Here is a 26,486-nt window from a genome sequence, read left to right as displayed (position 1 = left end):
TAGGAGATAGACCGCCGGTCTATAAAACTCTTATCTCCTATCTCCTATCTTCACACTCCTAACTTAGTAAAAAGGTGGTTAACTTACCATGAAACTTTGGGCTGGACGGTTCCAGAAAGAGACCGATACACTGGTCAACGACTTTAACTCTTCCATCACCTTTGACGCCCGGATGTACAAAGAGGATATCGCCGGATCCATTGCCCATGCCACCATGCTGGGCAAGCAGGGCATCATTGAGGAGCATGAGGCGGAAAAGATCATCGAGGGTCTGAAGGTCATCCTGGCGGACATCGACGCCGGGCAGGTGGAGTTCTCGCTGGAGAACGAGGACATCCACATGAACATTGAGACCATGCTCACCCAGCGCATCGGGGATACCGGTAAGCGGCTGCACACCGGCCGGTCCCGTAACGACCAGGTGGCGGTGGATTTCCGGCTGTATGTCAAGCAGGAGATCCCCAAGATCATCGACATGGTGCTGGACCTGGAGAAGGTGCTCATCAAGAAAGCAGAGGCCAATCTGGAGACCGTCATGCCGGGCTATACCCATATGCAGCGGGCTCAGCCCACCACCTTTGCCCACTACATGATGGCCTACGCCAATATGCTCCGCCGGGACGTGACCCGGTTGGAGGATTGCCTGGAGCGGATGGACGAGTGCCCCCTGGGTGCCGGTGCCCTGGCCACCTCCACCTATCCGGTGGACCGGTTCCAGACTGCCGCCGCCCTGGGCTTCCAGAAGCCCACCGACAACTCCATGGACTCGGTGTCCGACCGTGACTTTGCCATTGAGTTCCTGTCCGCCTGCTCCATTATGATGATGCACCTGTCCCGGTTCTCCGAGGAGATCATCCTGTGGTGCTCCTGGGAGTTCAAGTATGTGGAGCTGGACGACGCCTATTCCACCGGCTCCTCCATCATGCCCCAGAAGAAAAACCCCGACGTGGCCGAGCTGGTCCGGGGCAAGACTGGTCGGGTGTATGGCTCCCTCATCACCCTGCTCACTGTTATGAAAGGCCTGCCCCTGGCCTACAACAAGGATATGCAGGAGGATAAGGAGCCGGTGTTCGACGCCATCGACACCGTGGAGATGTGCCTGCCTGTCTTTACCGCCATGCTGGACACCCTCACCGTCCTGCCCAAGAACATGAGAAATGCGGCCTCCGGCGGCTTCATCAACGCCACCGACTGCGCCGACTACCTGACCAAGAAGGGAATGCCCTTCCGGGAGGCTTACATGATCGTGGGCCGGCTGGTCAACCTGTGTATCAAGGCAGGCGAGACTTTGGATACCCTGCCTCTGAAGGACTTCCGTTCCATCTCCAACCTGTTTGACGCCGATGTGTACCAGGCCCTGGAGCTCAAGACCTGCGTCAACGGACGTAAGGTTTACGGCGGCCCTGGTAAGGAGGCCGTGGAGCAGCAGATCGCCAACATCAAGGCCTTTGTGGAGGAGAGAACCCATGAGTAAGCCTAAGGTATTTATCGACGGCCAGGAAGGTACCACCGGTCTCCAGATCCATCAGCGGCTGGCAGACCGGGATGACATCGAACTGCTGGTGATCGATACTGACAAGCGGAAAGACTTGACAGAAAGAAAGCGCCTGATCAATGAGGCAGACCTGGTTTTCCTCTGCCTGCCTGACGCCGCGGCGGTGGAGTCGGTGGGTCTCATTGAGAACTCCCGCACCCGGGTTATCGATGCATCCACCGCTCACCGCACAGCTCCCGGCTGGGTATATGGTTTCCCGGAATTGTACAAAAATCCGAAGGAAATCATCGGAAATGCCCGATTCGTGGCCAATCCGGGTTGCCATGCCACCGGCTTCCTGGCTTCGGCAGCTCCACTGGTCTCCATGCGTATCCTGCCCAAGGACTACCCTATGACCTGCTTTTCCCTCACCGGATACTCCGGCGGCGGCAAGAAGATGATCGCCCAGTATGAGGAGGGGGAGAAAGGAGAAGAGCTTTACAGCCCGAGAGTGTATGGAACCACCCTTCGGCACAAACATCTGCCCGAAATGCAGAAAATTTCCGGCCTGGATACCCCGCCGGTATTTACCCCTGTGGTGGACGACTACTACAAGGGCATGGCCACTACCATCTTCCTCCACAACCGCTATCTGGTGGGCCAGCCCACCGCCAAGGAACTGAGTCTGATCCTGATGGCCTACTATGCCGGCCAGCCACTGGTGACGGTGGCCCCCTATTCTGAGGAACCGGCCTATCTGGCGGCCAATACCCTGGCGGGCACCGACAAGCTGGAGCTCACCGTCAGCGGCCACGAGGGACAGTCCATCGTTACAGCACGGTTCGACAACCTGGGCAAGGGCGCTTCGGGCGCGGCAGTGCAGAACATGAACCTGATGTTGGGCTTCGATATGACAGCCGGCCTGGCGCTGTGAGAAACGCAACGGCGGGGGCAAGCCCTCGCCCTCCTGTAGGGGCCGATGCCCACATCGGCCCGCGATTCCAATTTGAGGAGTGAACGATATGAAACAGATCCCCGGCGGCGTGACCGCCCCCAAGGGTTTTACCGCGTCCGGTGTCCACTGCGGCGTGAAGAAGGGCAAGGGGGACGGCAATCAGCCCCCCATGAGCAAGATGCCTGAGGTGCTGGAGGGCAAGAAGGACCTGGCCCTCATCGTGTCTGAGCAGCCCTGTGTGGCGGCTGCCGTGTACACCATGAACCGGGTGAAGGCCGCTCCCCTCTATGTCACCATGGACCACCTGGAGAACGGCGAGGCCCAGGCTATCGTGGCTAACTCCGGCAACGCCAACGCCTGCGCCCCTAACAGCCACGAGCACGCCGAGACCATGTGCCAGCTGGCCGCCCAGGCCGCCGGCCTGAAGGCCTCCGACTTTGTGGTGGCTTCCACCGGCGTCATCGGTCAGGAGCTGAACATCGACGCCATTGCCAAGGGGCTGCCCGCCGCCGCCGCCGCCCTGTCCAAGGACGGCTCCGACGCCGCGGCCAACGCCATTATGACCACCGATACCGTGAAGAAGGAGCTGTCTGTCACCTGTTCCGTGGGCGGCAAGACCGTGACCATCGGCGCCATTGCCAAGGGCTCCGGCATGATCCACCCCAACATGGGCACCATGCTGTGCTTTGTTACCACCGACTGCGCCATCACCCATGAGATGCTCACTGACGCCCTTCACGAGATCGTCCCCCGTACCTTCAACCGGGTGACGGTGGACGGGGACACCTCCACCAACGATATGTGCGTGGTGCTGGCCAACGGCATGGCGGGCAACGAGCTGGTGGAGTGGAAGGACGACAATTATACCGTCTTCTACAAGACCCTCTACTATGTGTTTGAACAGCTGGCCCGCAACATCGCCGCCGACGGCGAGGGCGCCAGCAAGCTGATCACCTGCACCGTGGCCAATGCCCGTAGCGAGGAGAGCGCTGAGCGTCTGGCCAAGGCGGTGGTGGGCTCCTCCCTGGTGAAGGCCGCCATGTTCGGCTCCGACGCCAACTGGGGCCGTGTGCTGTGCGCCATGGGCTACTCCAAGGCCCCCTTCCGTCCTGAGTTTGTGGATGTGAAGTTCTCCTCTGCCGTGGGGGAGATCCTGGTGTGTGAGAAGGGTGCCGGGGTGGACTTCGACGAGGAGAATGCCAAGAGCATCCTGTCTCAGGACGAGGTGGTCATCCATGTGGACCTCCACGAAGGCGAGCATGAGGCCACCTGCTGGGGCTGTGATCTGACCTACGACTACGTTAAGATCAACGGCGACTATCGCACCTGATCAAAGGCAATATGGAGGCGATTCCCATGTCATTCAGCGAGGTGGACCGGGCCAAGGTACTGGCCGAGGCCCTGCCCTACATTCAGAAATACTACGGCAAGACCGTGGTGGTGAAATACGGCGGCAACGCCATGATTTCCGACGAGCTGCGCCAGGCCGTCATTTCCGACATCATCCTGCTCCACCTGGTGGGCATCCGAGTGGTGGTAGTCCACGGCGGCGGTCCGGAGATCACCGAGATGCTGAACAAGATCGGCAAAGAGTCTAAGTTTGTGGACGGACTGCGCTACACTGATGAGGAGACCATGGAAGTGGTCCAGCAGGTGCTGTGCGGCAAGGTGAACAAGAACCTGGTGGCCACCCTGAACCGGATGGGCGGCAAGGCTGTGGGCCTGTGCGGCATGGACGCCGGGATGTTCCAGGCCAAAAAGCTGGACGAGAAATACGGCCTGGTGGGTGAGATTACTGCCGTGGAGCCCCAGATGGTGGAGGACGCCCTGAAGGACGGCTATATCCCGGTGGTGTCCACCGTGGCTCAGGGCATTGACGGCGAGAACTCCTATAACATCAACGCCGACACCGCCGCCGCTAAGCTGGCCACCGCCCTGAAGGCGGAGAAGCTGATCCTGCTCACCGATGTGCGGGGCCTGATGATGGACCCGAAGAACGAGAATACGCTGCTGCCGGTGGTGCGGCTGTCCCAAGTGCCCGGCCTGGTGCAGGACGGCGTCATCAAAGGCGGCATGATCCCCAAGGTGGAGTGCTGCGTGGAGGCGGTGCGCTCCGGCGTGGAGAACGCTGTCATTTTGGATGGCCGCATCCCCCACTCCATCCTCATTGAGCTGCTGTCCGATGAGGGCATCGGCACCATGCTGATGTGAGGTGATAGTATGGACCATAAAGAATTGGTGGAACTGGACCACCAGTATATGATGCAGACCTACGGCCGGTTTGACGTGGATATCGACCACGGCCAGGGGGCTACCCTGTACGACCTGGCGGGGAAGGAGTACATCGACTTCTCCTCCGGTATCGGCGTCAACTCCATTGGTTACGCCAATCCCAAGTGGGTGGAGGCCATCACCAACCAGGCCATGAAGCTGGGTCATATCTCCAATCTGTTTTACTCCCAGCCCTACGCCAAGCTGGCCCAGCAGCTGTGTGAGCGTTCCGGCATGGCGGCCGCTTTCTTCGGCAACTCGGGCGCCGAGGCCAACGAGGGCATGATCAAGCTGGCCCGGAAATATTCTTTTGACAAGTACGGCAAGGGACGGGGCACCATCATCACCCTGAAGAACTCCTTCCACGGCCGTACCATCACCACCCTGACCGCCACCGGCCAGGATGTATTCCACCAGTATTTCTTCCCCTTCAACGACGGCTTCCGGTATGCCCTGGCGGGTGATATGGATTCCCTCCAGGAGGTAGCGGGCCACGACGTGTGCGCCGTCATGCTGGAGCTGGTACAGGGCGAAGGCGGCGTGCTCCCCATGGACCCGGAGTACGTCCACGACCTGGCTGTGCTGTGCGCCGAGCGGGACTGGCTGCTGCTGGTGGACGAGGTGCAGACCGGTGTGGGCCGCACCGGCACCCTGTTTGCCTTCCAGCAGTACGGCATCATTCCCGATGCGGTGTCCTTCGCCAAGGGTATCGCCGGCGGCCTGCCTATGGGCGGCTTCCTGGCCAACGAGCGCTGCCGGGATGTGCTGGGCCCCGGCACCCACGCCTCCACTTTCGGCGGCAACCCCATCTGCGCCGCCGCCGCTCAGGTGGTGCTGGATACCCTGGACGAGGACGCTCTGGCCCAGGTGAAGGAGAAGGGCCACTATATCCGCACCCGCATCGAGCATATGGGCCTGTCCAGCCTGGGAGAGACCCGTGGCCTGGGCATGATGATTGGCGTGGAGGTGAAGGGGGAGGAGAGCAACAAGGTGCTGGCCGCCCGGCTGATCCGGAACGGCCTGCTGGTGCTCACCGCCGGCTCCGCACTGCGGCTGCTGCCCCCGCTGACCATCTCCATGGCGGAGATTGACAAGGGCCTCGCCATTATGAAGGAGACCCTGCTGTAAGCAAACCGAAACAATGAGGTGAATACAATGAAAAAAGACCTGCTCAAGCTGCTGGACCTGACCAAGGCCGATATCGTGAAGATTCTGGATACTGCCGACCAGATGAAATACAACCAGAAGCATGGCCTGACCCACCACTATCTGGAGGGCAAGACCCTGGCCATGATCTTTGAGAAGAACTCCACCCGTACCCGTGTCTCCTTTGAGGCCGGTATGTTCCAGCTGGGCGGCCACGCCCTCTTCCTCTCCGGCAAGGAGAGCCAGATTGGCCGGGGCGAGCCCATCGAGGACACCGCCCGGGTGCTCAGCCGCTACTGCGACGGCATCATGATCCGCACCTTCGGCCAGGCCGAGGTGGAGACTCTGGCCAAGTATTCCTCTATCCCCGTGATCAACGGCCTCACCGACTTCGCCCACCCCTGCCAGGTGCTGGCCGACCTGATGACCATCCGTGAGCACAAGTCCCGGCTGGAAGGCCTGAAGCTGTGCTACATCGGCGACGGCAACAACATGGCCAACTCCCTCATTGTGGGCGGCCTGAAGGTGGGTATGGAGGTGTCCGTGGCCTGCCCCGAGGGCTATGATCCCGATCCCCAGGTGCTGGAGTTTGCCCAGAACTGCGGCGGCAAGTTCACCCTGTGCCGGGACCCCAAGGAGGCGGCTGCCGGAGCCGACGCCCTGTTCACCGACGTGTGGGCATCCATGGGCCAGGAGGGCGAGGCCCAGAAGCGCCGGGCTGTCTTTGAGGGTATCTACCAGATCAATGACGAGCTGATGGCAGTGGCCAACCCCGGCTGCATGGTGCAGCACTGCCTGCCCGCCCACCGTGGCGAGGAGATCACCGCTGAGGTCTTTGAGGCCCACGCCGGTGAGATCTTTGACGAGGCGGAGAACCGTCTCCACGCCCAGAAGGCGGTCATGTACCTGCTGATGAACCCGGAAAACTGATTCAAATTGCTGTTGACGGCCCTGCCGTGGTGTTGTTTCGCCACGGCAGGGCCATTCCGCACCAAACGGTATGGATTTTTCTTGACGGGGACCCAGTTCGGTGTTATAGTATTCTGGTAGTCTAAATGTACGGCCTGAACTCACATTTTTGTAGTCATCGTCGCTTCTTCAGACGATGTCCGAAAATGTGAGTTTTCTTGTCATTTAGCGCGAAATTTTTTGCAGGAGGTACCATTATTATGTATCACGGTACTGTCAAGTGGTTCAACGAGACCAAGGGCTTCGGCTTCATCTCCAACGACGAGGGCGGCGACGACGTGTTCGTGCACTTCTCCGCCATCGTGTGCGACGGCTTCAAGACCCTTCAGGAGGGTCAGAAGGTGACCTACGACGTGGAGCCCGATCCCAAGAACGCTGACAAGCTGCGCGCTGTCAACGTGGTGGCCGCTTGATCGTAAGGATATAAAGCCACACAAAGCAGACCGACAAAACCTGTCGGTCTGCTTTTTTTCATTTCCGTTGACAAGCCGGGGAAAGAATGGTACATTTTATAAGATGAAACAGCGGAAATGAACTGAAACGCCGGTTTGCCAAGGATGGCTGAGCCGGCGCGTTTTCGTTGCTAAGCGGAAGGATGAAGGAGTGAAGGTCCATGAAAACGGATATCGAGATCGCTCAGGCCTGTGAAATGAAGCACATCCGGGACATCGCCGCCCTGGCCGGGGTGGACGAGGAGTACCTGGAGTACTACGGCAAGTACAAGGCCAAGATCGACCTGAAGCTGCTGTCTGATCGGGAAGGCAGGCCCGACGGCAAGCTGGTGCTGGTCACCGCTATCAACCCCACCCCCGCGGGCGAGGGCAAAACCACCACCACTGTGGGTCTGGCCGACGGTATGCGGCGGCTGGGCAAGAACACCGTGGTGGCCCTGCGGGAGCCCTCCCTGGGTCCCGTGTTTGGCGTCAAGGGCGGCGCTGCCGGCGGCGGTTATGCCCAGGTGGTGCCCATGGAGGATATCAACCTCCACTTTACCGGCGATTTCCATGCCATCGGCGCGGCCAACAACCTGCTGGCCGCTATGCTGGACAACCACATCCAGCAGGGCAATGAGCTGGACATCGATGTCAAACGCATTACCTGGAAGCGGTGCGTGGATATGAACGACCGCCAGCTGCGCAACATCGTGTGCGGTCTGGGCGGCCGGATGCAGGGTGTGCCCCGTGAGGACGGCTTCGATATCACCGTGGCCTCTGAGATCATGGCGGTGCTCTGCCTGGCCACCGGGCTGGGCGACCTGAAGGCCCGACTGGGCCGCATGGTGGTGGGCTATTCCCGCTCCGGCGCTCCCATCACCGCCCACGACCTGAAGGCCGAGGGCGCTATGGCCGCCCTGCTGAAGGACGCCATCAAGCCCAACCTGGTCCAGACTCTGGAGGGGACTCCCGCCTTCATCCACGGCGGTCCCTTTGCCAACATCGCCCACGGCTGCAACTCCGTCATGGCCACCCGGGTGGCCCTCAAGATGGGAGATTACGCCATCACCGAGGCCGGCTTCGGCGCCGACCTAGGCGCGGAGAAGTTCCTGGACATCAAGTGCCGTCTGGCCGGGCTGAAGCCCTCTGCCGTAGTGGTGGTGGCCACTGTCCGGGCCCTGAAGCATCACGGCGGTGTGGCCAAGGCCGATCTCAACAACGAAAACCTGGAGGCGCTGGAGAAGGGGCTGCCCAACCTGCTGCGCCATGTGGAGAACATTACCACCGTGTACGGTCTGCCCTGCGTGGTGGCCATCAACCGGTTCCCTACCGACACCGAGGCCGAGCTCAAGCTGGTGGAGGACAAGTGTAAGAAGCTGGGTGTCAACGTGGCCCTCAGCGAGGTGTGGGCCAAGGGCGGCGAGGGCGGCATCGCTCTGGCCCAGGAGGTCATCCGCCTGTGCGAAGAGCCCAACCACTTCTCCTTCGCCTATGAGCTGGATCAGCCCATTGAGGCCAAGCTGGCCGATATCGTGAAGAAGGTGTACCACGGCGACGGCGTGGCCCTCACCCCCGCGGCTAAGAAGCAAGCGGCGGAGCTTACCGCCCTGGGCTTCGGCGGCCTACCCATCTGCATGGCCAAGACCCAGTATTCCTTCTCTGACGACCAGAATCTGCTGGGCGCCCCCGAGGGCTTTACCGTTACGGTGCGCAACATCAAGGTGTCTGCCGGCGCCGGCTTCCTGGTGGCCCTCACCGGCGACATCATGACCATGCCTGGTCTGCCCAAGGTCCCCGCCGCCGAGAAGGTGGACGTGGATGAGAACGGCAAGATCTCCGGCTTGTTCTAAAAGAAAACGCGGGCGGGTGGTAACACCCGCCCGCTGTAATGAGGAGTTGATTGCGATGAATACCGCCAACCAGACCTGCGGCGATTTTCTGGACGCCCTTGCCTCCAAAGCGCCTGTTCCTGGCGGCGGCGGCGCCTCCGCCCTGGTGGGCGCTCTGGGAGCGGCCCTGTGTACCATGGTGGGCAACTACACCGTAGGCAAGAAGAAGTATGCCGAGGTGGAGGAGGACGTGAAGGCCCTGATGGCCAAAGCGGAGGACCTGCGGGCTCGCCTGCTGGCTCTGGTGGACGCTGACGCTGCGGCCTTCGAGCCCCTGTCCAAGGCCTACGCCATTCCCAAGGATGCCCCCGACCGGGAGCAGGTGATGGAAGAATGCCTCCGGAATGCTGCGGCCACACCCATGGAGATCCTGCGCCTGAGCTGTGAGGCCATTGACCTTCACAGTGAGATGCTGGAGAAGGGGAGTGTGATGATGCTCTCCGATGTAGGCACCGGGGTGGTTTTCTGCTGGAGTGCTCTGTACGGCGCTGCCCTCAACGTGAAGGTCAACACCAAGAGTATGGCTGACCGGGCCTATGCGCAGGCTATGAATGAAGAAGTGGACAGTCTGGTGGAGCGGTATTGGAAGATCGCAGAGCGCGTTTATGAAGCAGTTCTGGGGAGGTTTGCCTGATGGCGGAACATTGGAAGGGGGCCCCTGTGGCCCGGGCTCTGACAGAGCGGCTGATCGTCAAGGCCAACCAGCTGAAGGTCCAGGGCATCGTTCCCACCCTGGCCATCGTGCGGGTAGGGGAGCGCCCTGAGGACCTGTCCTACGAGCGAGGAGCCCTGAAGCGGTGCGAAAAAGTGGGCATCCGTGTCAGGCAGTTTACCTTGCCAGAGGAATCCAGCCACGGGGACCTGCTGGCGGTCATTGAGCAGATCAACGCGGACCGGGAGATCCACGGCTGCCTGCTGTTCCGTCCCTTGCCGCCGCAGATTGATGAGGCGGCCATCTGTGCTGCCCTGGACCCGGCCAAGGACGTGGACGGTATTACCGCCGGTTCGCTGGCGGCGGTGTTCACCGGCAGCGGCGCGGGCTATCCGCCCTGTACCGCCCAGGCCTGCATGGAGATTTTGGACTACTATGGCTGTGACCTCACCGGTAAGCGGGCGGTGGTGGTGGGCCGAAGCCTGGTGGTGGGCAAGCCTCTGTCTATGCTGCTGCTGGGGAAAAACGCCACCGTCACCCTCTGCCATACCCGTACCGCCGGCCTGGCCGCCGAGTGCCGTCGGGCGGAGGTGCTCATCGCCGCCGCCGGACGGGCCAATATGATAGGCCGGGACCACCTGGCCCCCGGACAGCTGGTGCTGGACGTGGGCATCAATGTGGATGAGAATGGCAATTTGGTGGGCGACGTGGATTTTGCTGCTGCCGACGAGATTGTAGGCGCAGTGACGCCGGTGCCCGGCGGCGTGGGGGCCGTGACCACCTCGGTGCTGGCGGCCCATGTGCTCCAGGCTGCGGAACAAGCCAGATAACAGAAACAGGCGCTGCCAGCGGCAGCGCCTGTTTTTCATTATAGTCCGCCCATTAAGAAACTGGCGGCGTGTTCCATGGCCTCGTTGGCCTTCTTCATAGGGAAGGTCTGAAAGACGTGCCACATCTTGTCCCACACTTCCAGCTTGCAGGGCACGGAGGCCTTGAGCATCCGGTTGCGCAGACGCACCGAGTCGGAGAGCAGCAGCTCGTTGGTGCCAGCCTGGATCAGGGTAGGGGGAAATCCGGTAAGATCGGCAAACAGAGGGGACAGACAGGGGCCGGTCAGGTCCTCTCCCCGGGCATAGGCGTCCCGGGTGGCGTAGATATAGTTGAGGGTGAGCACGGGGTCAATGTCAGCCCGCTCCTGATAGGACTTGCCGCTGGCCGTCATGTCGGTCCAGGGAGAGAAGAGGAGAAGTGCCCGGGGAAGCAAACGGCCCGCCTCTTTCAGCTTGTGGGTAAGCACCAGTGCCAGGTTGCCCCCTGCAGAATCGCCCGCCACAATGATGTCCCGGGCGCCGTAGCCCAGATACATCAGGTGGTCCCAGGCCTGGAGGGCGTCCTCCACAGCAGCGGGATAGGGGTGTTCAGGGGCCAGGCGGTACTCAAAGCTCATCACCTGCAATCCTGTGACCAGGGACAGCTTGGAGCCTAGGATGCGGGAGTAGCCCAGGGTGCCACTGGTATAGCCGCCGCCGTGGCAATAGAGAATGGCCTTCCTGCGGTCATAGCTCCGGTGAGGCCTGATCCAGGCACAGTTCATCTCGCCCAGGGAAAAGGGTTCCCAGCTCATGCCGCCCATAGGAGCCACCAGTCGGCCCAGCAGCTCCTGGCTTTTCCGCTGGCGGGCCAGATCTTCCACGTTCATGACCTCGGGGGTGGCGGCGCTGTGGATCGCCTTCAGTGCGCGCATGAAAGGGGCCAGACGCTGCTTTTCTGCCCGCTGTCCGGCCAGCTCCTGACGCTTGCTGTGGTGGCTCATAATGCCGTCTCTCCTTATTTCATGGTAATTTGATAAACTGAATTATACCACAGGGGAGAATGAAAGAAAAGAGGCGGGCGGGGCCTCTTTTTTGTGGAGAGATTCACTTTCCCTTGTGAGCGACAGAGGAATGTGGTATCCTTTTTTCAGGAAAGGGGGGTGAGCCATGGCGGCAGCTCAGTCTGAACGCGGAGAAAAGAAGCACAAAGAGTGGTACCGGCTGGACAATGCGGCGGTGGTCTACTCCGCCATCCAAAAGGAACGGTATTCCGCTGTTTATCGCTTTTCCGCCGTGATGGACCAGCCGGTGGACCCGGAGGCCCTTCAGCGGGCGGTGGACAAGACCATGCCCCGCTTCCCCGGCTTCCGGGTGCGGATCAAGCCAGGGATCTTCTGGTACTACTCGGAGTTCAACGACGCTCCCGGCCCCTTTGTACAGAAGGATATCTCCAATCCGTGCCAACCTATACGCTTTGATCAGGGGGACGGATGGCTGGTGCGCTTTTTCTACTATGAGCGGCGTATTTCCCTGGAAGTCTTCCACGCCATCAGCGACGGAGGAGGCGCTATGACCCTGCTGCGGACCTTGCTGGCGGTCTATCTCCGGGAGCTGGGCTACCAGATTCCCAATACCTGCGGGGTGCTGGATGTGGATCAGCCCCCCAGGCCGGAGGAGCTGGAGGACGCCTACGCCCGGTACGCTACCGTAAAGGCCAGAAGCTTTACCACGCTGAAAAAGGCCTATGCCAACACCGGTACGCCGGAGCCCTTCTATACCCTCAACGTGACCATGGGCTTCTGCTCGGTGCGGCAGCTGAAGGAGAAGGCCAAGGAGCACGGGGCATCCATTACGGAATATCTGACGGCGGTGCTGCTGAAGGTTCTGGTGGACAAGCAGCACCGGGAGGGGCCCAAAAAGGAATTGCCGGTGGCCCTGGCCATCCCCATCAACCTGCGGCCCTGGTTTCCCACCGAGAGCCTGCGTAATTTCATCCTCACGGTCCGGCCCTGTATCGATCCCAGCCTGGGGGAGTATACCTTTGAGGAGATTGTCAGCCAGGTCCATCACTATCTGCGGCTGAACATCAACCGGCAGCAGATGCAGGCAGAGCTGGCGGGCAATGTGAAGTTTGCCAGGAACAAATTCATTCAGATCATACCTATTGCCCTGAAGAAGCCGGGTATTGCTTTCGGGTACTGGATGGCAGGAGTGCGGCCCTATTCCGGTACCTATACCAATCCCGGCCCCTTCCAAGTGCCGGAGGAGATGCGGCCCCACATCCGCCGGATGGAGGTCATCCTGGGCCAGGCCACCATGCCCCGGGTCCACTGTGCCTCCATCAGCTACGGCGATATCATGGAGATCACCTTTGCCGGGACCCAGAGGGAGACGGATACGGAGCGGGAATTTTTCCGCTTTTTGGTGCGGGACGGCATCCATGTCAAGGTGGAGAGCAACCGTACCCAATAAGGAGGAAGCACCATGTCCTATTGTGTTCATTGTGGAGTGGAACTGGACGCCACTGCCACGTTCTGCCCGCTGTGCCAGACGAAGGTGATGGACCCGGGCCGTCCGCCCGACACCACATCTCCCAAGCCCTTTCCCACTGAGCGGGGAGAGGTGCCGCCCATCCCTAAGGGGGCGGTGGCGGCGGCCATTACCGCTATGCTGGCCTGTGTGGCGGTGGGATGCGGTCTGCTCAACCTGTTTCTGAAACCGGGGCGGGCCTGGTCTCTCTATGTGATTGGGGCCACCATCATGCTGTGGCTGTGGATCGTGCTGCCCCTCCTCTTCAGACGACTGCCTCTGCTGGTCCGCAGCGTCATCAATGTGGCGGCGGTGGCCCTGTATGTCTACCTGATGTCGGTGGACCTGAATGGCCGGGACTGGTATCTGGGGCTGGCGGTGCCCATTATCCTGTGGGGAGGCGCAGTATGGCTGCTGCTCTCCCTGATGCTGCGGGTGTACCACCGCTCGGTCATCAGTACTGTCGCCATTCTTATCGGCAGCCTGGGGGTATTTCTCCTGGGTGTGGAATTTTTCATCGACCGCTGGCTTACTGGCCGGTGGGACCCCTCCTGGTCGTTGGTAGTACTTACTATCTGTGTGTGTACTGTGATCCCCCTGGTGATTATCCGGCGTATTCCCGCTGTCCGGGAAGAGGTACGCCGCCGGTTCCATACCTGAATTCAAATAGCAAGAAAGGCCGCCCGGCAGGGCGGCCTTTCTTGCGTAAAAATCAGGCTATTCAGCGGGACTCCCGGTGGAAGAGACGGTGGAAAAATCCCCCTCGCTTCTCCTGGGGAGCCGGGGCATTGGCAACGGCCCGGGCCTCCCGCACAGCTTGCTCCATCAGCGCCGCCTGGGCGTTGACAGCGGGGGCGCCCGCCTGGCGGGGCACCGGCGTGTAGCTGCCGTCGGGACCCATGTTGCGGGCCTTCACGTTATCGGAGCAGAACAGCTCCACATACTGCCGGATCTGACGGCGCACGTCCGGGTCTACTACCGGGCAGGCGATCTCCACCCGGCGCTCGGTGTTGCGGGTCATCAGGTCGGCGGAGCCGATGTAGAGGCGGGTACCCTCTCCTACGCCGAAGGCGTAGATCCGGGGGTGTTCCAGATAGCGGCCCACGATGGAAAAGACCCGGATGCGGTCGGTGAGGCCGGGTACGCCGGGCCGCAGGCAGCAGATGCCCCGCACGTTGAGGGTCACGGGTACGCCGGCCTGGCTGGCCTCGGCCAGTTTGTCGATGAGCTCCCGGTCGGTGACCGAGTTGACTTTGAAGAAAATACGGGCGGGCTGGCCCTGGCGAGCCTTTTCGATTTCCCGATCCATCAGGGCCAGAATGCGGTTTTTCAAACTGTGGGGGGCCACCAGCAGCTGGTGATACTCACCGTGGAGGTTGGAGGTGGCCATATTCTGAAAGAACGCCGCGCCGTCACCGCCGATGGCGGGGCTGGCGGTCATAAGGCAGAAGTCGGTATAAAGCTTGGCCGTCTTTTCGTTGTAGTTGCCGGTGCCGATCTGGGTGATGTACTGGATGCGGCCCTTGTCCCGGCGGGTGATGAGGCAGATCTTGGAGTGGACCTTGTAGTGCTCAAAGCCGTAGAGGATGGTACAGCCCGCCTCCTCCAGCCGCTGGGCCCAGGCAATGTTGTTCTGCTCGTCGAACCGGGCCCGCAGCTCCATGAGCACGGTCACGTCCTTGCCGTTTTCCGCCGCCGCCGCCAGATATTCCACCAGCTTGGCGGTGGAGGCCAGCCGGTAGATGGTGATCTTGATGGACAGCACCGCCGGATCGTTGGCGGCCTCCCGCACCAGCTGGAGGAAGGGCTCCATGGAGTGGAAGGGATAGAAGAGCAGCATATCCCGCCGTAAGATCTGGGGGATCAGCTTCTCGCCCTTGACCAGACCGGCGGGCCACTGGGGGGTATAGGGAGGATAACACAGGGCGGCGGCGCTCTCCTCGGGCAGCTTGCCTTCCAGGGAGTAGACATAGCCCATAATGAGGGGGCTTTTGGACCGGAACACCTGCTCGGCGGTCAGATTGAGCCGCTGGCAGAGGAACTGCTGCAGTTCAGCGGAGGCCTCCCCCTGGATCTCCAGCCGTACGGGGGCCAGTCGGGCCCGCTTCTTCAGCACCTTCTGCATATGGGCCCGGAAGTCCTCGCCCACATCGTAGTCCTCGTCCTCGGGGCTGATGTCGGCGTTGCGGGTGACCGAAATAACGCACTTCTCCTCCACCTGATAGGTCTCAAAGAGCTGATCGGCAAAGTGAAGGACCACCTGCTCGGTGAGCAGGTAACGCAGGCCCTGTTCCTCCAGCTGGAAGTAGGGAGGAAGGGCCTTGGGAATGGGCACCAGACCGAAGCAGCGGGTGTTGCCCAGCCGCAGGGTGAGGGCGATGGTCAGGCTGTTGGAGGGCAGGTGAGGGAAGGGGTGGTGGCTGTCCACCACCATGGGGGACAGGATGGGCTGCACATAGTCCCGGAACCACCGCTCCACCTGCTTGCGCTCCTTGCCGTCCAGCTCCCCGGGGGTCAGGTTGCAGATGTTGCAGGTCCGCAGCCGCTTCTCCAGCTGGGAGATGATCTTGTCCTTCTGCTTGTACAGGCCGGGTACCGCCTTGAAGATAGCCTGAAGCTGTTCAGTGGGGGTGAGGCCGCTCTTGCTGTCCACATGGGTCTGCTTGGACAGGGTCATGTCGTAGATGGACCCAACCCGGATCATGAAGAACTCGTCCAGGTTGCTGGTGAAAATAGCGGCAAATTTCAGCCGTTCGAAGAGAGGGACGCTCTCGTCCTTGGCTTCCTCCAGCACCCGCTCGTTGAAACGCAGCCAGGACAGTTCCCGCTCCTGGGTATAGCGTGTGTCGATCTCTTTATGCATCATGGCTTGTTCCCTCCATCACGCGGCGGAGCAGATAGCCCTCCCGGACGCCGCAGGCGCTGACCGATACGGTGGATACCTCATAGGCGTCCAGAATGGCGGTGAGGATGGCCAAACCGGGCAGAATGGTGTGGACCCGGTCGGGTACCGAGCGCAGGATCTGCCGCAGGGTATCCTGATCGCCCTTTTTCAGCCCCTTGTACAGGGCATGGATCTCCCCGGCGGGGATGATCCGGTTGTCCGGATCGGCGCCGGACAGGTCGTTGCACAGCTTGGCGGCGGCCCGAAAGGTGCCGCCCACGCCGGTCAGGTGACTGCACCGCAGACCGGCGGTTTTGGCCTTTTCCAGCTCCTCCCTCACGTCGGAGCGGATGGCCTTTCGCTCCTCCTTGGTGGGGAAAAGGCCGGAGACGTGTTTGGTGAAGAGGGACAGGGAGCCCATGGGCAGGGAGCAGCCTGAGGTGATGGCCCCGTCCCGGTAGGCCACCAGCTCGGTGGAGCCGCCGCCCACATCGGCCAGCATACCGGAGCCCGGCGCGCCGCCGCCCACGGTGGCCCCCAGGAAAGAAAAGGCGGCCTCGTCAGCCCCCGACAACACCTCTACCTTGATCCCGGTCACCGCCTCAATGGTCTCCAGGGCCTCCTCGGTGTTGACGATGTTGCGCAGGGAGGCGGTGCCGAATACATAGAGGTCGGCAATGTCGAAATTGCGCAGCAGAGCCTTGAAGCCCGCCAGCACCCGGCAGGCCACCAGGATGCCGCTGTCGGAAAGCAGGCCGTTTTTGATATAGCCGGCCAGACCGGCCATTTCCTTTTTATTCATGAGGAGCTTAAACGTCTGCCCCTCCCAATGATAGATAGACAGGCGGATGGTGTTGGAACCCACATCCACGATCCCGCATTTCATGTGATGATACACCTCTCTTTAGATGTCTAGTTTACGCGATTTCCTCCCCATTATCAATGGGATTTACAGAAGATTTACAAGCGTCGTCCATGGTCCGGCGGGCGGCCACCAGAGCCAGGCCGTCCCCCAGGGTACAGAAAAAGGCGGACAGAACGGCAAGTTCCTCGGCGGAGCAATTGTGAGCCAGCCGGGCGGCGGCCAGCGCGGCGGCAGCAAGCAGGGTTTCTCCGGAAGGCGGTGTGTACACAGGCCTCATCTCCCTTCTCTCCAATGTATGGCGGCGGGAGATGCGGGTTGACGGCGGCGGTGGATGTGGGTACAATGAGAAGAACGAAAGGGGAAGAAGCGTATGAATATGCCTCTCATTCTGCTTTATAATTTGGATACTCCCAAGGGGGCTAAGATCCGACGGATGTGCCTGCCTCTGGGTCTGCGGACCCGGCTTGTGACGCCGGAGGAGTATGGCCTGCCTCTGGGCGATCTGGTGGACGGCGCCGCGCCGGAGACGCCCTGGACCGGAGAGACCTTTGGGGACGAGATGCTGGTGCTGGTCAACTGCACTGGCCCCCTGCTGGATCGGTTCCTCCAGGGCTTCCGGCGGAACAAGATCCCGGCGGTCTATCTCAAGGCAGTGCTGACCCCCACCAACCGGACCTGGAACTCGGTGGCCCTCCACGGTGAGCTGGTCAAGGAAAGGCAGGCCATTGCCCAGGGCCAGGGGGCCCACGCTGGGCAGACATCTGGGGAAGAGGGGAACTGACGTGCACAACGAACTGACCAAAAAGGACATTCAGATGATGCGGGAGGAGCTGGATTACCGCCGTATCCAGCTGCGCCCCCAGCTGCTGGAGGCGGTGAAGGAGGCCCGGGCCTTCGGTGACCTCAGCGAGAACTTTGAGTACAAGGCCGCCAAGCAGGAGAAAAACCGGAACGAGGGCCGCATCCGCTACCTGGAGAATATGATCCGCACCGCCAAGGTGCTGCCGGACGAGCCGGTGACCGACGGGGTGGGACTCTATGATAAGGTGACCGTGTTTCTGGAGGACGAGGGGGACACCGAGACCTACCAGATCGTCACCACCATGCGGCAGGACGCCCTCCACGGGCTCATCAGCAAGGAGTCGCCCATGGGCAAGGCCCTGCTGGGCCGCAAGGTGGGGGAGACTTTCCACATCCAGGTCAACGACAACTACGGCTATGATGCTAAGGTATTGGCCATTGAGAAGGGAGAGGACGACGGTTCCGCTCCACTCACCGGATTTTAAGGAAAAAAGGACGCATTGCACAGGCAATGCGTCCTTTTTTGTTCAAAAGCCCCAAGCGGATTTCAGCAGGGACAGGGCAGGGGCCATGTCCTCAGCAGCCACCCGGGTATAGCCCATGATGAGGGCTGGCGGCCGGTCTATGGGGGGCGGAGTCAGGTCGCAGATGGACAGGGGAGACACTCCAACACCCACCTCCGCCGCCCGGGCGGCCAGCTCCTGTTCATTCCACCGCCGGTCCATCCACAGCAGCAGGTGGAGGCCGGCGTCGCCTCCGTCAAAGGAACCCACCTGGGTCAGACCGGTGTCCCGGGCGGCGGCCAGCAGGGCCTCCCGCCGGGCCTTGTACCGGGTGCGGGTGCGGTTCAGGTGGCGCTCAAAGTGGCCCCGGTCCATGAACCGGGCCAGGGCGTACTGCTCAAAGGAGGGAACAGTGGAGGAGTAGAACCAGAACTCCCGCCGCCACCGCTCCAGCAGATGGGGGGGGAGCACCATGTAGCTGATGCGCAGGGAGGGGGCCAGACTCTTGGCAAAGGTATTGAGGTAGATGACCCGCTCCCCGTTGTCCAGGCTTTGCAGGGCCGGAATGGGCCGGCCGGAGAAGCGGAACTCACTGTCGTAGTCGTCCTCCAGGATATAGCGCCCCGGCTGCTGGGCGGCCCAGCGCAGCAGGGCTTGACGCCGGGTCACCGGCATGATGATGCCCAGAGGAAAGTGGTGGGAGGGGGTGACGTGGACCACCTGTACCTTGTGCCGGTCCAGCTCCTCCACCACCAGGCCCTGGTCGTCCAGGGGGATGGGTTCCACCTGGGCCCCGCAGCTGCCCAGAATGCGGTGGGTCTTGGTGTAGCCGGGGTTCTCCACCCCGTAGCGTCCCTCCCGGCCCAGCAGCTGGACCAGCAGGCTGGTGAGTACCTCCGACCCTGCGCCCACCACGATCTGGGCCGGGTCCGCCCGGATGCCCCGGAAACGGTAGAGGTGGGCGGCAATGGCCTCCCGTAGTTCGGGCACCCCCTGGGGATGGGGAGTGTTGAGCAGGGTGTCCTCCTGCTGAGACAGCACCTCCCGCATCAGCTTGGCCCAGGTGGCAAAGGGAAACAGGGCGGTGTCCACGGCGCTGGTGGAGAAGTTGTAGCGGAAGGTGGGCCGGGTGGGTTCCTCCGGTGGAGGCAGAGGCCCGGGGGAGGTTCTGGCGGGGGCCGCCTCCGCCGCCTGCACGAAGAAGCCCCGCTTGGGTTGGGAGCGAAGGTAGCCCTCCGCCAGAAGCTGATTATAGGCCCCCTCCACCGTTACCACGCTGATTTTCAGGTGGGCGGCCAGGGCCCGCTTGGAGGGCAGCCGCTCCCCGGCGGCCAACCGCCCGGCCTCGATCTCCCCCCGAATGTGGCGGTAGAGCTGTTCGTATAAGGGCATGGAAGCACTGCTGTCCAAAATAGGCGTGAGCATAGAGATCCTCCTGTCTGACCTGATCCTTCTTTTTATTCAGTATAGCGGAAATAAGGTCAGAGTACAAGAGGCACCGAAGTCCATCGAAAGCGGTCCCACGATAAAAAAGATTGCCGCAGGGGCCGCCGTATGAAAGGGAGCGCCGGGGACATACTGAACACAGACACAGAGAAGGAGGCAGGGGCCATGCAGGGAAAGGTTGAGATCTGCGGCGTCAACACGGCAAAGCTGAAGGTACTGAAAAACGAGGAGACCATGGAACTGCTCCGGCGGGTGAAGCAGGGGGACATGGAGGCCCGGGAACAGCTTATCGCAGGCAACCTGCGGCTGGTGCTGTCGGTGATTCAGAAGTTTTCCGGCCGGGGTGAGAACGCCGACGATCTGTTTCAGGTAGGGTGCATTGGCCTCATTAAAGCCATTGATAATTTCAACACCGATCTGGACGTGCGTTTTTCCACCTATGGCGTGCCGATGATAGGCATTTTGGGGAAATAGAAATACTTGAATTCAAACTCCAGGTTTCAGAATCTTGATTCTTGAGTAGGTTGGTGGTAAAATAAAGAAAACAAACCGCGGACCGCGGGCGGTCAGGAGGAGAGGATCTTATGAATACCACCATGTCAAAGCTGAGCGTGGCCGTGCGTAAACCGGTCATCAAAATCGTCAGCAAACCTACCCCTGTGACCTACATTGGGCCGGGCCGTGCCAAAGAGGCAGGCCGCCTGCTGAAAATGCTGGGCGCCAAGAAGGCCCTGGTGATCACTGATTCCTTCCTCCACCAGTCCGGCCTGCTGGATGGGGTGGAAGAGAGTATCCGGAGCGCGGGCGTAGACCATGTTGTGTATGACGGGGTTCAGCCCGATCCCACCTTTGCCATTGTGGCCGAGGCCAAAAAGGCCTGCTCCGGTTGCGACGCGGTGGTGGCCGTGGGCGGCGGATCGGTGATGGACACTGCCAAGGCGGTGGCTGCCGCCGTGGCCAACCACACCAGCGCCGAGGCCCTGGCCGGGATGCTGAAGGTGCGCCGCCGGCCCCTGCCCCTCATCGCGGTGCCCACCACCGCCGGTACCGGCAGCGAGACCACCGTGGCTGCCATCATCTCGGACTCCGCCACCCACAGCAAAAAGCAGCTGCTGGACCCCAAGCTGGTGCCCATGTTCGCCATTCTGGACCCGGAGCTGACGGTGGGCCTGCCTAAGCACACCACCGCCCACACCGCTCTGGATGCCCTGACCCACGCCCTGGAGGCCTATGTGGCGGGCTACGCCGATGAGGAGACCGACCGCCAGGCCCGTATTGCGGTCCGGCTCATCTTCCAGTACCTGCCCAAGGTGCAGGAGGACCCGACCGATCTGGAGGGCCGGGAGGCCCTGCTCACCGCCTCCTTCTTCGCAGGTATGGCCTTTACCCGTACCTATGTGGGCTACGTCCATGCCTTTGCCCACACCATCGGCGGCAAGTTCGGCGTGCCCCACGGCCTGGCCAATGCGGTGCTGCTGCCCCATATCATGCGCTATTACCTGCCTGTGTGTTATAAGCGCTTTGCCGAGCTGGGACGGATGCTCAAGCTGGGGATGCCGGGAGACAGCGACCAGATCAAAGCCACCCGCTTCGTAAAGCTGCTCTACAAGCTCAACCGGCAGATGGGCATTCCCACCCGGTTTGAAAAGTTCCCCGCCTCCGCCATCGAGGAGGTTATCGACATGGCCTTCCAGGAGTGCCACGGCACCTATCCGGTGCCCCGGTACTTCACCCGGGAGCACGCCCGCAAGCTGATGGAGGCGGTGTGCGCCAAGGAAGAGGCCTGAGTTCAGGCAGTCAAGCCCGCCCCGGCTGCGGGGCGGGCTTTTCCGTGATGCGGGAAGGAGGGATCCGGATGCCGTACCAGATCACAGAACACTGCGTGGGCTGTACCCTGTGCGCCAAGAGCTGCCCGGTGGGGGCCATCTCCGGGACGGTCAAGCAGGTACATACCATCGATCCCGTCCGCTGTACCCAGTGCGGGGTGTGCGGCCGGGTGTGCCCGAGAGGGGCCATCGAGGGGCCCCTGCCCGGCCTCTACAGCCATAAAGTACCCAAAGAAAAGTGGCCCAGACCGGTCATTGACACCAAGCTGTGTACCGCCTGCTCCATGTGCGTGCTTGCCTGCGGCTTCTCCTGCCTGTCCATCAGCCTGCCCAGGGAGAAGGGGGATCTGGCGGTATTCGCCCGGCTCAGTGACCCGGAGAAGTGCGTGGGCTGCGGTCTGTGCGCCCGGGCCTGCGGCATCGGGGCCATCACCATGAAGGAAGGGGTGGGAGCATGATCCTGCCGGTCTATGCCCAAGTGGATCTGACAAACGGCCGGTGGCGGAAGTGTACCATCTCCGCCAGATTGTTTGAGCAATATCTGGGTGGCAAGGCCCTGGGGGCCCGGCTGCTCACCGATCTGACCCCGGCGGGGCTGGACCCCCTCAGCCCGGAGGCGGTGCTCATTGTCAACACCGGGCCCATGAACGACACCGGCGCTCCCAGCTCCAGCCGGTTCAACATGACCTTCAAAAACGTCCTCACCGGCGGTATCGCCTCCTCCAACTGCGGCGGACCCTTTGGGATGCTGCTGAAGAAGGCGGGCTTTGACGGACTCATTCTGTGCGGAAAGGCCCCGGAGCTGAGCATGGTGGTGGTGGAGGACGGCAAGATCCGCATCGAGGCCTGTCCCCAACTCCAGGGCCTGGACACTGAGCGCACCCAGGAAGAACTGCCGGAGCGGTACGGCAAGCTGGTCATCGGCCCAGCCGGAGAGAACGGGGTACGCTTTGCCTGCGCCGCCAGCGGCGAGCGAGTGGCCGGGCGCTGCGGGGCCGGGGCGGTCATGGGCAGCAAGAATCTGAAAGCGGTCATTGCCTACGGCACCCGTGAGGTGGTGAAGGCCAATCCCGAGGGCTTCGAGGCCCACACCCGCAAGTGGGTCAAGCTGCTGAAAAAGCACCCCATGACGGGGGACAGTCTGCCTCGATACGGCTCGGCGGGTCTGGTGAGCAAGGCCAACGCCTCCAGTGTGCTGCCCACCCACAACTTTACCCGGGGCCGGTACGAGCACTACGAGGAGGTCAGCGGCGAGACCCTGGCGGACACCAGGCTCACCCGCAACAGCAGCTGCGTCAGCTGCCCCATCCGCTGCGAGCGCCGGGTGAAAGTGGGCGGCAAAGAGGTCAAGGGGCCGGAGTACGAGACCCTGGGCCTCTTTGGACCCAATCTGGAAAATCGGGATCTGGACCTCATCAATGAGCTTAACTATAAGTGCGACCTGCTGGGCATGGACACTATCTCCCTGGCGGGTACCATCGCCTTTGCCATGGAGCTCCAGGAGAAGGGGATGGGGGACTTTGGCCTGAAGCCGGGCCAGCCCGAGGACCTGCCACGGGTGGTGGAGGACGTGGCCTACCGCCGGGGTCCCGCCGGAGAACTGTCCATCGGCAGCAAGGCCTTGAGCGAGAAGTACGGCGGCGCCGACTTTGCCATCCACGCCAAGGGACTGGAGCTGGCCGCCTATGAGCCCCGGAAGAGCGTGGGCATGGGACTGGGCTACGCCACCGCCAACCGGGGCGGCTGCCACCTGAATGGCGGTTATCTGGCCCTTCTGGAGTCGGTGGGTGTTATCAGCATGGACGCCCAGACCCCCAAGGGCAAGCCGGAGCTGACGGTGTTCTTCCAGAACGGTATGGAGGCGGCCTCCGCCGCCGGGTTCTGCCTGTTCACCATGCAGGCCATGATCCCCGGTATCCTGTTCAAATTTGGACCTGCCAGCTTTGCCTGCCGGGCGGCGGGCAAGGTGATGCTGTCTGCCCGGCCCCTGCTGGGGCAAATCTGGAAGTTCATGCCCTGGATCATGCCCATCAACTGTATGCTGGTGCCCCACAGCAAGTCCATCTCTCTGGTCACCGGCCTGCCCATGACCATAGGAAAATTCTTTACTGTAGGGGAGCGCAGCTACAATGTGGAGCGGCTGTACAACCTGCGGGAGGGTCTGACGGCGGCGGACGACGCCCTGCCCGGACGGCTCACTAAAACGCCCCAGGATCCGGACCGGCCGGACACGGTGGTGCCTCTGGATAAGATGCTGCCGGTGTACTACAGGGTCCGGGGCTGGGATTCCCACGGCGTGCCCACCGCCAAGCGGCTGAAACACCTGGGCATCCCCCTGCCGGAGGGGGGATAATATGGCGTTGGTGCGCTATCACGGCCGGTTGGCCGACCTCACCGGCTGCCGGGAGGAAACAATGGACGGGAACAATGTGTCCCGGCTGCTGGATCAGATCAAGAAGTACCGCGGGGTTGAGGCTTACCGGCTGGCCAAGCGAAGCCACATCATTGTGGACGGACGCTCCGCCGGGGCGGAGAAGGGCTTCCGCACCCCCACAGGACCGGACAGTGTGGTGGAGTTCATCCCAGTGTGCGGGGGCGGTTAGGAGGGTGCTGTGGAACTGGAGCGATACCGACGGCAGCTGGCCATCCCGGAGATCGGGGAAGAGGGCCAGCACAAGCTGACCGCCTCCTCGGTGCTGGTGGTGGGAGCCGGGGGGCTGGGGGGCCCGCTGCTCTATGCCCTGGCCGGTGCCGGCGTGGGCCGGCTGGTGGTGGTGGACGGGGACACCGTCTCCCTCAGCAACCTGAACCGGCAGTTCCTCTTTGACCAGGCCGACCTGGGCCGCCCCAAGGCGGAGGCGGCCGCCCGGCGGCTGTCCGCCTTCAACCCGGACCTGCGGGTGGAGGGGGTGGAGGCCTGGCTGGACGAGAAAACTGGAATGGAGCTGCTGGCAGACTGCCAACTGGCAGTGGCGGCGGTGGATAATCTGCCTGCCCGGCTGGCTCTCAATGCCGCCTGTGCCAAAAGGAAGATCCCACTGGTCAACGGCGGGGTGGAGGGCTGGTACGGCTCGGTGATGGCGGTGGAGTTTGGAAAAACACCCTGCCTGGCCTGCTGCTATGCCGGGACTACGCCGGAGGAGGGTGGTCAGGCCCTGGGGGCAGTTACCGGAGCGGTGGCCTCCCTGATGGCTACCGTTGCCCTCCAGATGCTGCTGGGGCACAATCCCATCCCGGGAGAAATGTTGCTCTACGACGGCAGGCGGCTGGAGCTGGACCGTGTGCCGGTGGAGCGGGGCACGGGCTGCCCCGTCTGCGGAATATGTTGATGGAAGGACCTGCTGTGAAAACGGCAGGCCCTTTTGTCTGCCTTCGGGCAAAACCGGGCACACTGAGAGCGGAGGCGATTTCATGGAGATACGGCGCTATATCAACGGAAAGCCGGTGTCCGGCAAGGATTTGCCGCCCCAGCAGGTGGAAAATCCGGTGCTGGTCCGTCTGCTGCGGCAGGCCCGGGCCAGAGGACGGAGACGGTGATGGGAGAAAAAGGAATTGCGGCGGATAGGGACCATCCGGTACAATGGACCCCATGACACGGTATCAGGAGAGAAACATGACGGAATTAATGGAAAACCAGTCCCTGCGGGCCCTCTATATCCGGGTGTCCACCGAGGCCCAGGCGGAGGAGGGCTACTCCATCCAGGCCCAGACCGAGAGGCTGGAGGCCTACTGCAAGGCTATGGGATGGGACAACTACCGCTGTTACACCGACGGCGGCTACAGCGGCAGCAATCTGGACCGGCCGGAGATGACCAGGCTCATCGCCGACGCCCGGGGCGGGCAGGTGGCCACGGTGGTGGTGTTCAAGCTGGACCGGCTGTCCAGGAGCCAGAAGGATACCCTCTACCTCATTGAGGATGTGTTTCTGCCTCACGGGGTGGATTTTATCTCCCTCAATGAGAGCATTGACACCTCCACCCCCTATGGCCGGGCCATGATCGGTATTCTGTCCGCCTTTGCCCAGCTGGAGCGGGAAAACATCTACCTGCGTACCCGAATGGGCATGGTGGAGCGGGTGCGGCAGGGCTACTGGATGGGGGGCGGCGGGGTACCCTTTGGCTACGACTACGACCGGAGCACCGGCATTCTGGTGCCCAACGCAGACGCTCCCCGGGTGCGGCAGATGTACGAGCTCTACCTGAAGGGATGGTCCGCCCAGCGGATCGCCCACAGAATGGGGCTGAAATACGACAAGCTGGTGACCCAGATCCTTACCCGCAAGAGCAACATCGGCCTCATCACCTACAAGGGGGAGGAGTACCAGGGCCTTCACCAGCCCATCGTGCCCGAGGAGCTGTTTTATCTGGTTCAGGACCGGATGAAGGAGCGGGCTACCAAGCACCGAGCCGCCGGAGGGGGTCACCTGCTCACCGGACTGGTGTACTGTGGCGCTTGCGGCGCCCGGATGCGATACATCCGCTGGGGCAAGAACGGCTATAAGCTGCGCTGCTATGGCCGGGACCCCTCCAAGCCCCACATGAAAAAGGGCGACAACTGCCAGGCTGAGGCGGTGTGGGCGGAGGAACTGGAGGAGCAGGTGCTCCACGACCTGTTCCAGGTGTCCGCCCGGCTGGGGGAGGAGATTGACCCCGTCCCCGATCCCCTGACCCAACTGGAAGGGGAGATGGACAAGCTGGAGAGCAAGCTGCGGCGGCTCTACCAGCTCTTTGCCGAGGGGGAGGACCCGGTGCTGCTGGACGAGGTGCGGGAGGTGCGCCGGCAGCTGGAGCTGCTGCGGCAGGACTATGAGACCGAGCAGGCCACCTGCCGCCGGGCCGCCCGGCTGGAGGACCTGCGGGAGCAGGCGGCGGGCATCAAGGACAGCTGGCCAAATCTCACCCCGGAGGAGCGGCAGGCGGTGATCCGGGACTGCGTGGAGCGCATCGTGGTGGAGGGGCCCAAAGTGGAGATCTACTACACCTTTTTGCAGCACGGAGCGGAGTCATAGACGATTTTCCCTAACGGTAGTA

26 protein-coding genes and 1 pseudogene are annotated in these 26,486 nt (G+C 62.1%); 22 read left to right on the top strand and 5 right to left on the bottom strand.

The window, feature by feature from the left end:
- Positions 1–88: 88 nt before the first annotated feature.
- The 10 genes from argH (at position 89) to B5G06_RS08800 (ending at position 10,620) form a co-directional block, all read left to right on the top strand.
- Positions 89–1,474 carry an argininosuccinate lyase gene (argH, locus tag B5G06_RS08845; RefSeq protein ID WP_087188716.1) on the top strand — a complete coding sequence of 462 codons (1,386 nt, stop codon included), beginning with the start codon at positions 89–91 and terminating at the stop codon, positions 1,472–1,474.
- Positions 1,467–2,408: an N-acetyl-gamma-glutamyl-phosphate reductase gene (gene argC / locus B5G06_RS08840; protein ID WP_087188715.1), complete on the top strand. Its 942-nt coding sequence runs from the start codon at positions 1,467–1,469 to the stop codon at positions 2,406–2,408. The genes argH and argC overlap by 8 nt, the downstream gene beginning before the upstream one ends.
- A gap of 88 nt (positions 2,409–2,496) precedes the next feature.
- Complete coding sequence (gene argJ, locus B5G06_RS08835) at positions 2,497–3,759, top strand: bifunctional glutamate N-acetyltransferase/amino-acid acetyltransferase ArgJ (protein WP_087188714.1); 1,263 nt, start codon at positions 2,497–2,499, stop codon at positions 3,757–3,759.
- Between the two features lie 26 nt (positions 3,760–3,785).
- Positions 3,786–4,640: an acetylglutamate kinase gene (argB, locus tag B5G06_RS08830; RefSeq protein ID WP_242955421.1), complete on the top strand. Its 855-nt coding sequence runs from the start codon at positions 3,786–3,788 to the stop codon at positions 4,638–4,640.
- Positions 4,641–4,649: 9 nt separating this feature from the next.
- On the top strand, positions 4,650–5,828 hold the full coding sequence (locus B5G06_RS08825) for an aspartate aminotransferase family protein (protein WP_087188712.1): 1,179 nt from the start codon (positions 4,650–4,652) through the stop codon (positions 5,826–5,828).
- A gap of 27 nt (positions 5,829–5,855) precedes the next feature.
- Positions 5,856–6,776, top strand: coding sequence for an ornithine carbamoyltransferase (argF, locus tag B5G06_RS08820; RefSeq protein ID WP_087188711.1), 921 nt, complete (start codon positions 5,856–5,858; stop codon positions 6,774–6,776).
- A 239-nt stretch (positions 6,777–7,015) separates the two neighbouring features.
- Positions 7,016–7,228 (top strand): cold-shock protein, encoded by a 213-nt coding sequence (locus tag B5G06_RS08815; protein WP_009259878.1) that lies wholly within the window; start codon positions 7,016–7,018, stop codon positions 7,226–7,228.
- A gap of 200 nt (positions 7,229–7,428) precedes the next feature.
- A complete protein-coding gene (locus tag B5G06_RS08810; protein ID WP_087188710.1) occupies positions 7,429–9,099 on the top strand; it encodes a formate--tetrahydrofolate ligase in 1,671 nt (556 codons plus the stop codon).
- A gap of 55 nt (positions 9,100–9,154) precedes the next feature.
- Positions 9,155–9,772, top strand: a complete 618-nt coding sequence (locus tag B5G06_RS08805) for a cyclodeaminase/cyclohydrolase family protein (RefSeq protein ID WP_087188709.1) — start codon at positions 9,155–9,157, stop codon at positions 9,770–9,772.
- The gene (locus B5G06_RS08800) at positions 9,772–10,620 is read left to right on the top strand and encodes a bifunctional 5,10-methylenetetrahydrofolate dehydrogenase/5,10-methenyltetrahydrofolate cyclohydrolase (RefSeq protein WP_087188708.1); all 849 of its coding nucleotides are present in this window, start codon (positions 9,772–9,774) and stop codon (positions 10,618–10,620) included. The genes B5G06_RS08805 and B5G06_RS08800 overlap by 1 nt, the downstream gene beginning before the upstream one ends.
- A gap of 38 nt (positions 10,621–10,658) precedes the next feature.
- On the opposite strand, the gene B5G06_RS08795 is transcribed toward B5G06_RS08800, so the two are convergent.
- Positions 10,659–11,603 (bottom strand): alpha/beta hydrolase, encoded by a 945-nt coding sequence (locus B5G06_RS08795; protein WP_087188707.1) that lies wholly within the window; start codon positions 11,601–11,603, stop codon positions 10,659–10,661.
- A gap of 166 nt (positions 11,604–11,769) precedes the next feature.
- Here B5G06_RS08795 and B5G06_RS08790 point away from each other — a divergent pair, with 166 nt between their 5' ends.
- Together B5G06_RS08790 and B5G06_RS08785 are read left to right on the top strand one after the other, a co-directional pair.
- Positions 11,770–13,074, top strand: coding sequence for a hypothetical protein (locus B5G06_RS08790; protein WP_087188706.1), 1,305 nt, complete (start codon positions 11,770–11,772; stop codon positions 13,072–13,074).
- Positions 13,075–13,086: 12 nt separating this feature from the next.
- Positions 13,087–13,791, top strand: coding sequence for a DUF6320 domain-containing protein (locus tag B5G06_RS08785; RefSeq protein WP_087188705.1), 705 nt, complete (start codon positions 13,087–13,089; stop codon positions 13,789–13,791).
- A 61-nt stretch (positions 13,792–13,852) separates the two neighbouring features.
- Here the strand turns inward: B5G06_RS08785 and ppk1 are convergent, their stop codons facing one another.
- From ppk1 to B5G06_RS08770, 3 genes are read right to left on the bottom strand one after another with little or no spacing between them, the layout of a single operon-like run.
- The gene (gene ppk1 / locus B5G06_RS08780) at positions 13,853–15,997 is read right to left on the bottom strand and encodes a polyphosphate kinase 1 (RefSeq protein ID WP_242955420.1); all 2,145 of its coding nucleotides are present in this window, start codon (positions 15,995–15,997) and stop codon (positions 13,853–13,855) included.
- Positions 15,987–16,901, bottom strand: a complete 915-nt coding sequence (locus tag B5G06_RS08775; protein WP_087188704.1) for a hypothetical protein — start codon at positions 16,899–16,901, stop codon at positions 15,987–15,989. The genes ppk1 and B5G06_RS08775 overlap by 11 nt, the downstream gene beginning before the upstream one ends.
- Positions 16,902–16,932: 31 nt before the next feature.
- Positions 16,933–17,157 carry a hypothetical protein gene (locus B5G06_RS08770; protein WP_087188703.1) on the bottom strand — a complete coding sequence of 75 codons (225 nt, stop codon included), beginning with the start codon at positions 17,155–17,157 and terminating at the stop codon, positions 16,933–16,935.
- 93 nt (positions 17,158–17,250) lie between these two features.
- Here B5G06_RS08770 and B5G06_RS08765 point away from each other — a divergent pair, with 93 nt between their 5' ends.
- Complete coding sequence (locus B5G06_RS08765) at positions 17,251–17,661, top strand: DUF3783 domain-containing protein (protein ID WP_087188702.1); 411 nt, start codon at positions 17,251–17,253, stop codon at positions 17,659–17,661.
- Position 17,662: 1 nt separating this feature from the next.
- Complete coding sequence (locus B5G06_RS08760; RefSeq protein WP_087188701.1) at positions 17,663–18,166, top strand: GreA/GreB family elongation factor; 504 nt, start codon at positions 17,663–17,665, stop codon at positions 18,164–18,166.
- 42 nt (positions 18,167–18,208) lie between these two features.
- On the opposite strand, the gene B5G06_RS08755 is transcribed toward B5G06_RS08760, so the two are convergent.
- Positions 18,209–19,609, bottom strand: a complete 1,401-nt coding sequence (locus B5G06_RS08755) for a PLP-dependent aminotransferase family protein (RefSeq protein ID WP_087188700.1) — start codon at positions 19,607–19,609, stop codon at positions 18,209–18,211.
- A 186-nt stretch (positions 19,610–19,795) separates the two neighbouring features.
- Between B5G06_RS08755 and B5G06_RS08750 the strand changes: the two are divergent.
- The 8 genes and pseudogenes from B5G06_RS08750 to B5G06_RS08720 all read left to right on the top strand — a co-directional run.
- Positions 19,796–20,101, top strand: a pseudogene (locus B5G06_RS08750) (sigma-70 family RNA polymerase sigma factor); the annotation flags it as partial.
- A gap of 113 nt (positions 20,102–20,214) precedes the next feature.
- Entirely contained in the window at positions 20,215–21,417 is a 1,203-nt protein-coding gene (locus B5G06_RS08745) for an iron-containing alcohol dehydrogenase (protein ID WP_087188699.1), read from the top strand.
- Between the two features lie 68 nt (positions 21,418–21,485).
- A complete protein-coding gene (locus tag B5G06_RS08740) occupies positions 21,486–21,914 on the top strand; it encodes a 4Fe-4S binding protein (RefSeq protein ID WP_087188698.1) in 429 nt (142 codons plus the stop codon).
- Positions 21,911–23,809 carry an aldehyde ferredoxin oxidoreductase family protein gene (locus B5G06_RS08735; RefSeq protein ID WP_087188697.1) on the top strand — a complete coding sequence of 633 codons (1,899 nt, stop codon included), beginning with the start codon at positions 21,911–21,913 and terminating at the stop codon, positions 23,807–23,809. The genes B5G06_RS08740 and B5G06_RS08735 overlap by 4 nt, the downstream gene beginning before the upstream one ends.
- Position 23,810: 1 nt before the next feature.
- A complete protein-coding gene (locus tag B5G06_RS08730; RefSeq protein WP_087188696.1) occupies positions 23,811–24,059 on the top strand; it encodes a MoaD/ThiS family protein in 249 nt (82 codons plus the stop codon).
- Positions 24,060–24,068: 9 nt separating this feature from the next.
- Positions 24,069–24,785 (top strand): HesA/MoeB/ThiF family protein, encoded by a 717-nt coding sequence (locus B5G06_RS08725; RefSeq protein WP_087188695.1) that lies wholly within the window; start codon positions 24,069–24,071, stop codon positions 24,783–24,785.
- An 82-nt stretch (positions 24,786–24,867) separates the two neighbouring features.
- Entirely contained in the window at positions 24,868–24,993 is a 126-nt protein-coding gene (locus tag B5G06_RS14530; RefSeq protein WP_255396447.1) for a hypothetical protein, read from the top strand.
- A gap of 76 nt (positions 24,994–25,069) precedes the next feature.
- Complete coding sequence (locus B5G06_RS08720) at positions 25,070–26,464, top strand: recombinase family protein (protein WP_158094682.1); 1,395 nt, start codon at positions 25,070–25,072, stop codon at positions 26,462–26,464.
- Positions 26,465–26,486 lie beyond the last annotated feature (22 nt).

The organism is Flavonifractor sp. An52 (assembly GCF_002159385.1).
GTDB lineage: Bacteria > Bacillota > Clostridia > Oscillospirales > Oscillospiraceae > Flavonifractor > Flavonifractor avicola.
Note: the sequence above shows the minus strand (reverse complement) of the source record. Positions and strands in the feature narration are given on the sequence as shown.

Bases quoted from the DNA above. Each gene is read 5' to 3' on its own strand.
- B5G06_RS08740 (WP_087188698.1), top strand. From the start codon at position 21,486: ATGCCGTACCAGATCACAGAACACTGCGTGGGCTGTACCCTGTGCGCC.
- B5G06_RS08795 (WP_087188707.1), bottom strand. From the start codon at position 11,603: ATGAGCCACCACAGCAAGCGTCAGGAGCTGGCCGGACAGCGGGCAGAA.
- B5G06_RS08825 (WP_087188712.1), top strand. From the start codon at position 4,650: ATGGACCATAAAGAATTGGTGGAACTGGACCACCAGTATATGATGCAG.
- B5G06_RS08810 (WP_087188710.1), top strand. From the start codon at position 7,429: ATGAAAACGGATATCGAGATCGCTCAGGCCTGTGAAATGAAGCACATC.
- B5G06_RS08800 (WP_087188708.1), top strand. From the start codon at position 9,772: ATGGCGGAACATTGGAAGGGGGCCCCTGTGGCCCGGGCTCTGACAGAG.
- B5G06_RS08790 (WP_087188706.1), top strand. From the start codon at position 11,770: ATGGCGGCAGCTCAGTCTGAACGCGGAGAAAAGAAGCACAAAGAGTGG.
- B5G06_RS08720 (WP_158094682.1), top strand. From the start codon at position 25,070: ATGACGGAATTAATGGAAAACCAGTCCCTGCGGGCCCTCTATATCCGG.
- argF (WP_087188711.1), top strand. From the start codon at position 5,856: ATGAAAAAAGACCTGCTCAAGCTGCTGGACCTGACCAAGGCCGATATC.
- argH (WP_087188716.1), top strand. From the start codon at position 89: ATGAAACTTTGGGCTGGACGGTTCCAGAAAGAGACCGATACACTGGTC.
- argC (WP_087188715.1), top strand. From the start codon at position 1,467: ATGAGTAAGCCTAAGGTATTTATCGACGGCCAGGAAGGTACCACCGGT.
- ppk1 (WP_242955420.1), bottom strand. From the start codon at position 15,997: ATGATGCATAAAGAGATCGACACACGCTATACCCAGGAGCGGGAACTG.
- argJ (WP_087188714.1), top strand. From the start codon at position 2,497: ATGAAACAGATCCCCGGCGGCGTGACCGCCCCCAAGGGTTTTACCGCG.
- argB (WP_242955421.1), top strand. From the start codon at position 3,786: ATGTCATTCAGCGAGGTGGACCGGGCCAAGGTACTGGCCGAGGCCCTG.
- B5G06_RS08765 (WP_087188702.1), top strand. From the start codon at position 17,251: ATGAATATGCCTCTCATTCTGCTTTATAATTTGGATACTCCCAAGGGG.
- B5G06_RS14530 (WP_255396447.1), top strand. From the start codon at position 24,868: ATGGAGATACGGCGCTATATCAACGGAAAGCCGGTGTCCGGCAAGGAT.
- B5G06_RS08755 (WP_087188700.1), bottom strand. From the start codon at position 19,609: ATGCTCACGCCTATTTTGGACAGCAGTGCTTCCATGCCCTTATACGAA.
- B5G06_RS08775 (WP_087188704.1), bottom strand. From the start codon at position 16,901: ATGAAATGCGGGATCGTGGATGTGGGTTCCAACACCATCCGCCTGTCT.
- B5G06_RS08785 (WP_087188705.1), top strand. From the start codon at position 13,087: ATGTCCTATTGTGTTCATTGTGGAGTGGAACTGGACGCCACTGCCACG.
- B5G06_RS08745 (WP_087188699.1), top strand. From the start codon at position 20,215: ATGAATACCACCATGTCAAAGCTGAGCGTGGCCGTGCGTAAACCGGTC.
- B5G06_RS08735 (WP_087188697.1), top strand. From the start codon at position 21,911: ATGATCCTGCCGGTCTATGCCCAAGTGGATCTGACAAACGGCCGGTGG.
- B5G06_RS08770 (WP_087188703.1), bottom strand. From the start codon at position 17,157: ATGAGGCCTGTGTACACACCGCCTTCCGGAGAAACCCTGCTTGCTGCC.
- B5G06_RS08815 (WP_009259878.1), top strand. From the start codon at position 7,016: ATGTATCACGGTACTGTCAAGTGGTTCAACGAGACCAAGGGCTTCGGC.
- B5G06_RS08805 (WP_087188709.1), top strand. From the start codon at position 9,155: ATGAATACCGCCAACCAGACCTGCGGCGATTTTCTGGACGCCCTTGCC.
- B5G06_RS08730 (WP_087188696.1), top strand. From the start codon at position 23,811: ATGGCGTTGGTGCGCTATCACGGCCGGTTGGCCGACCTCACCGGCTGC.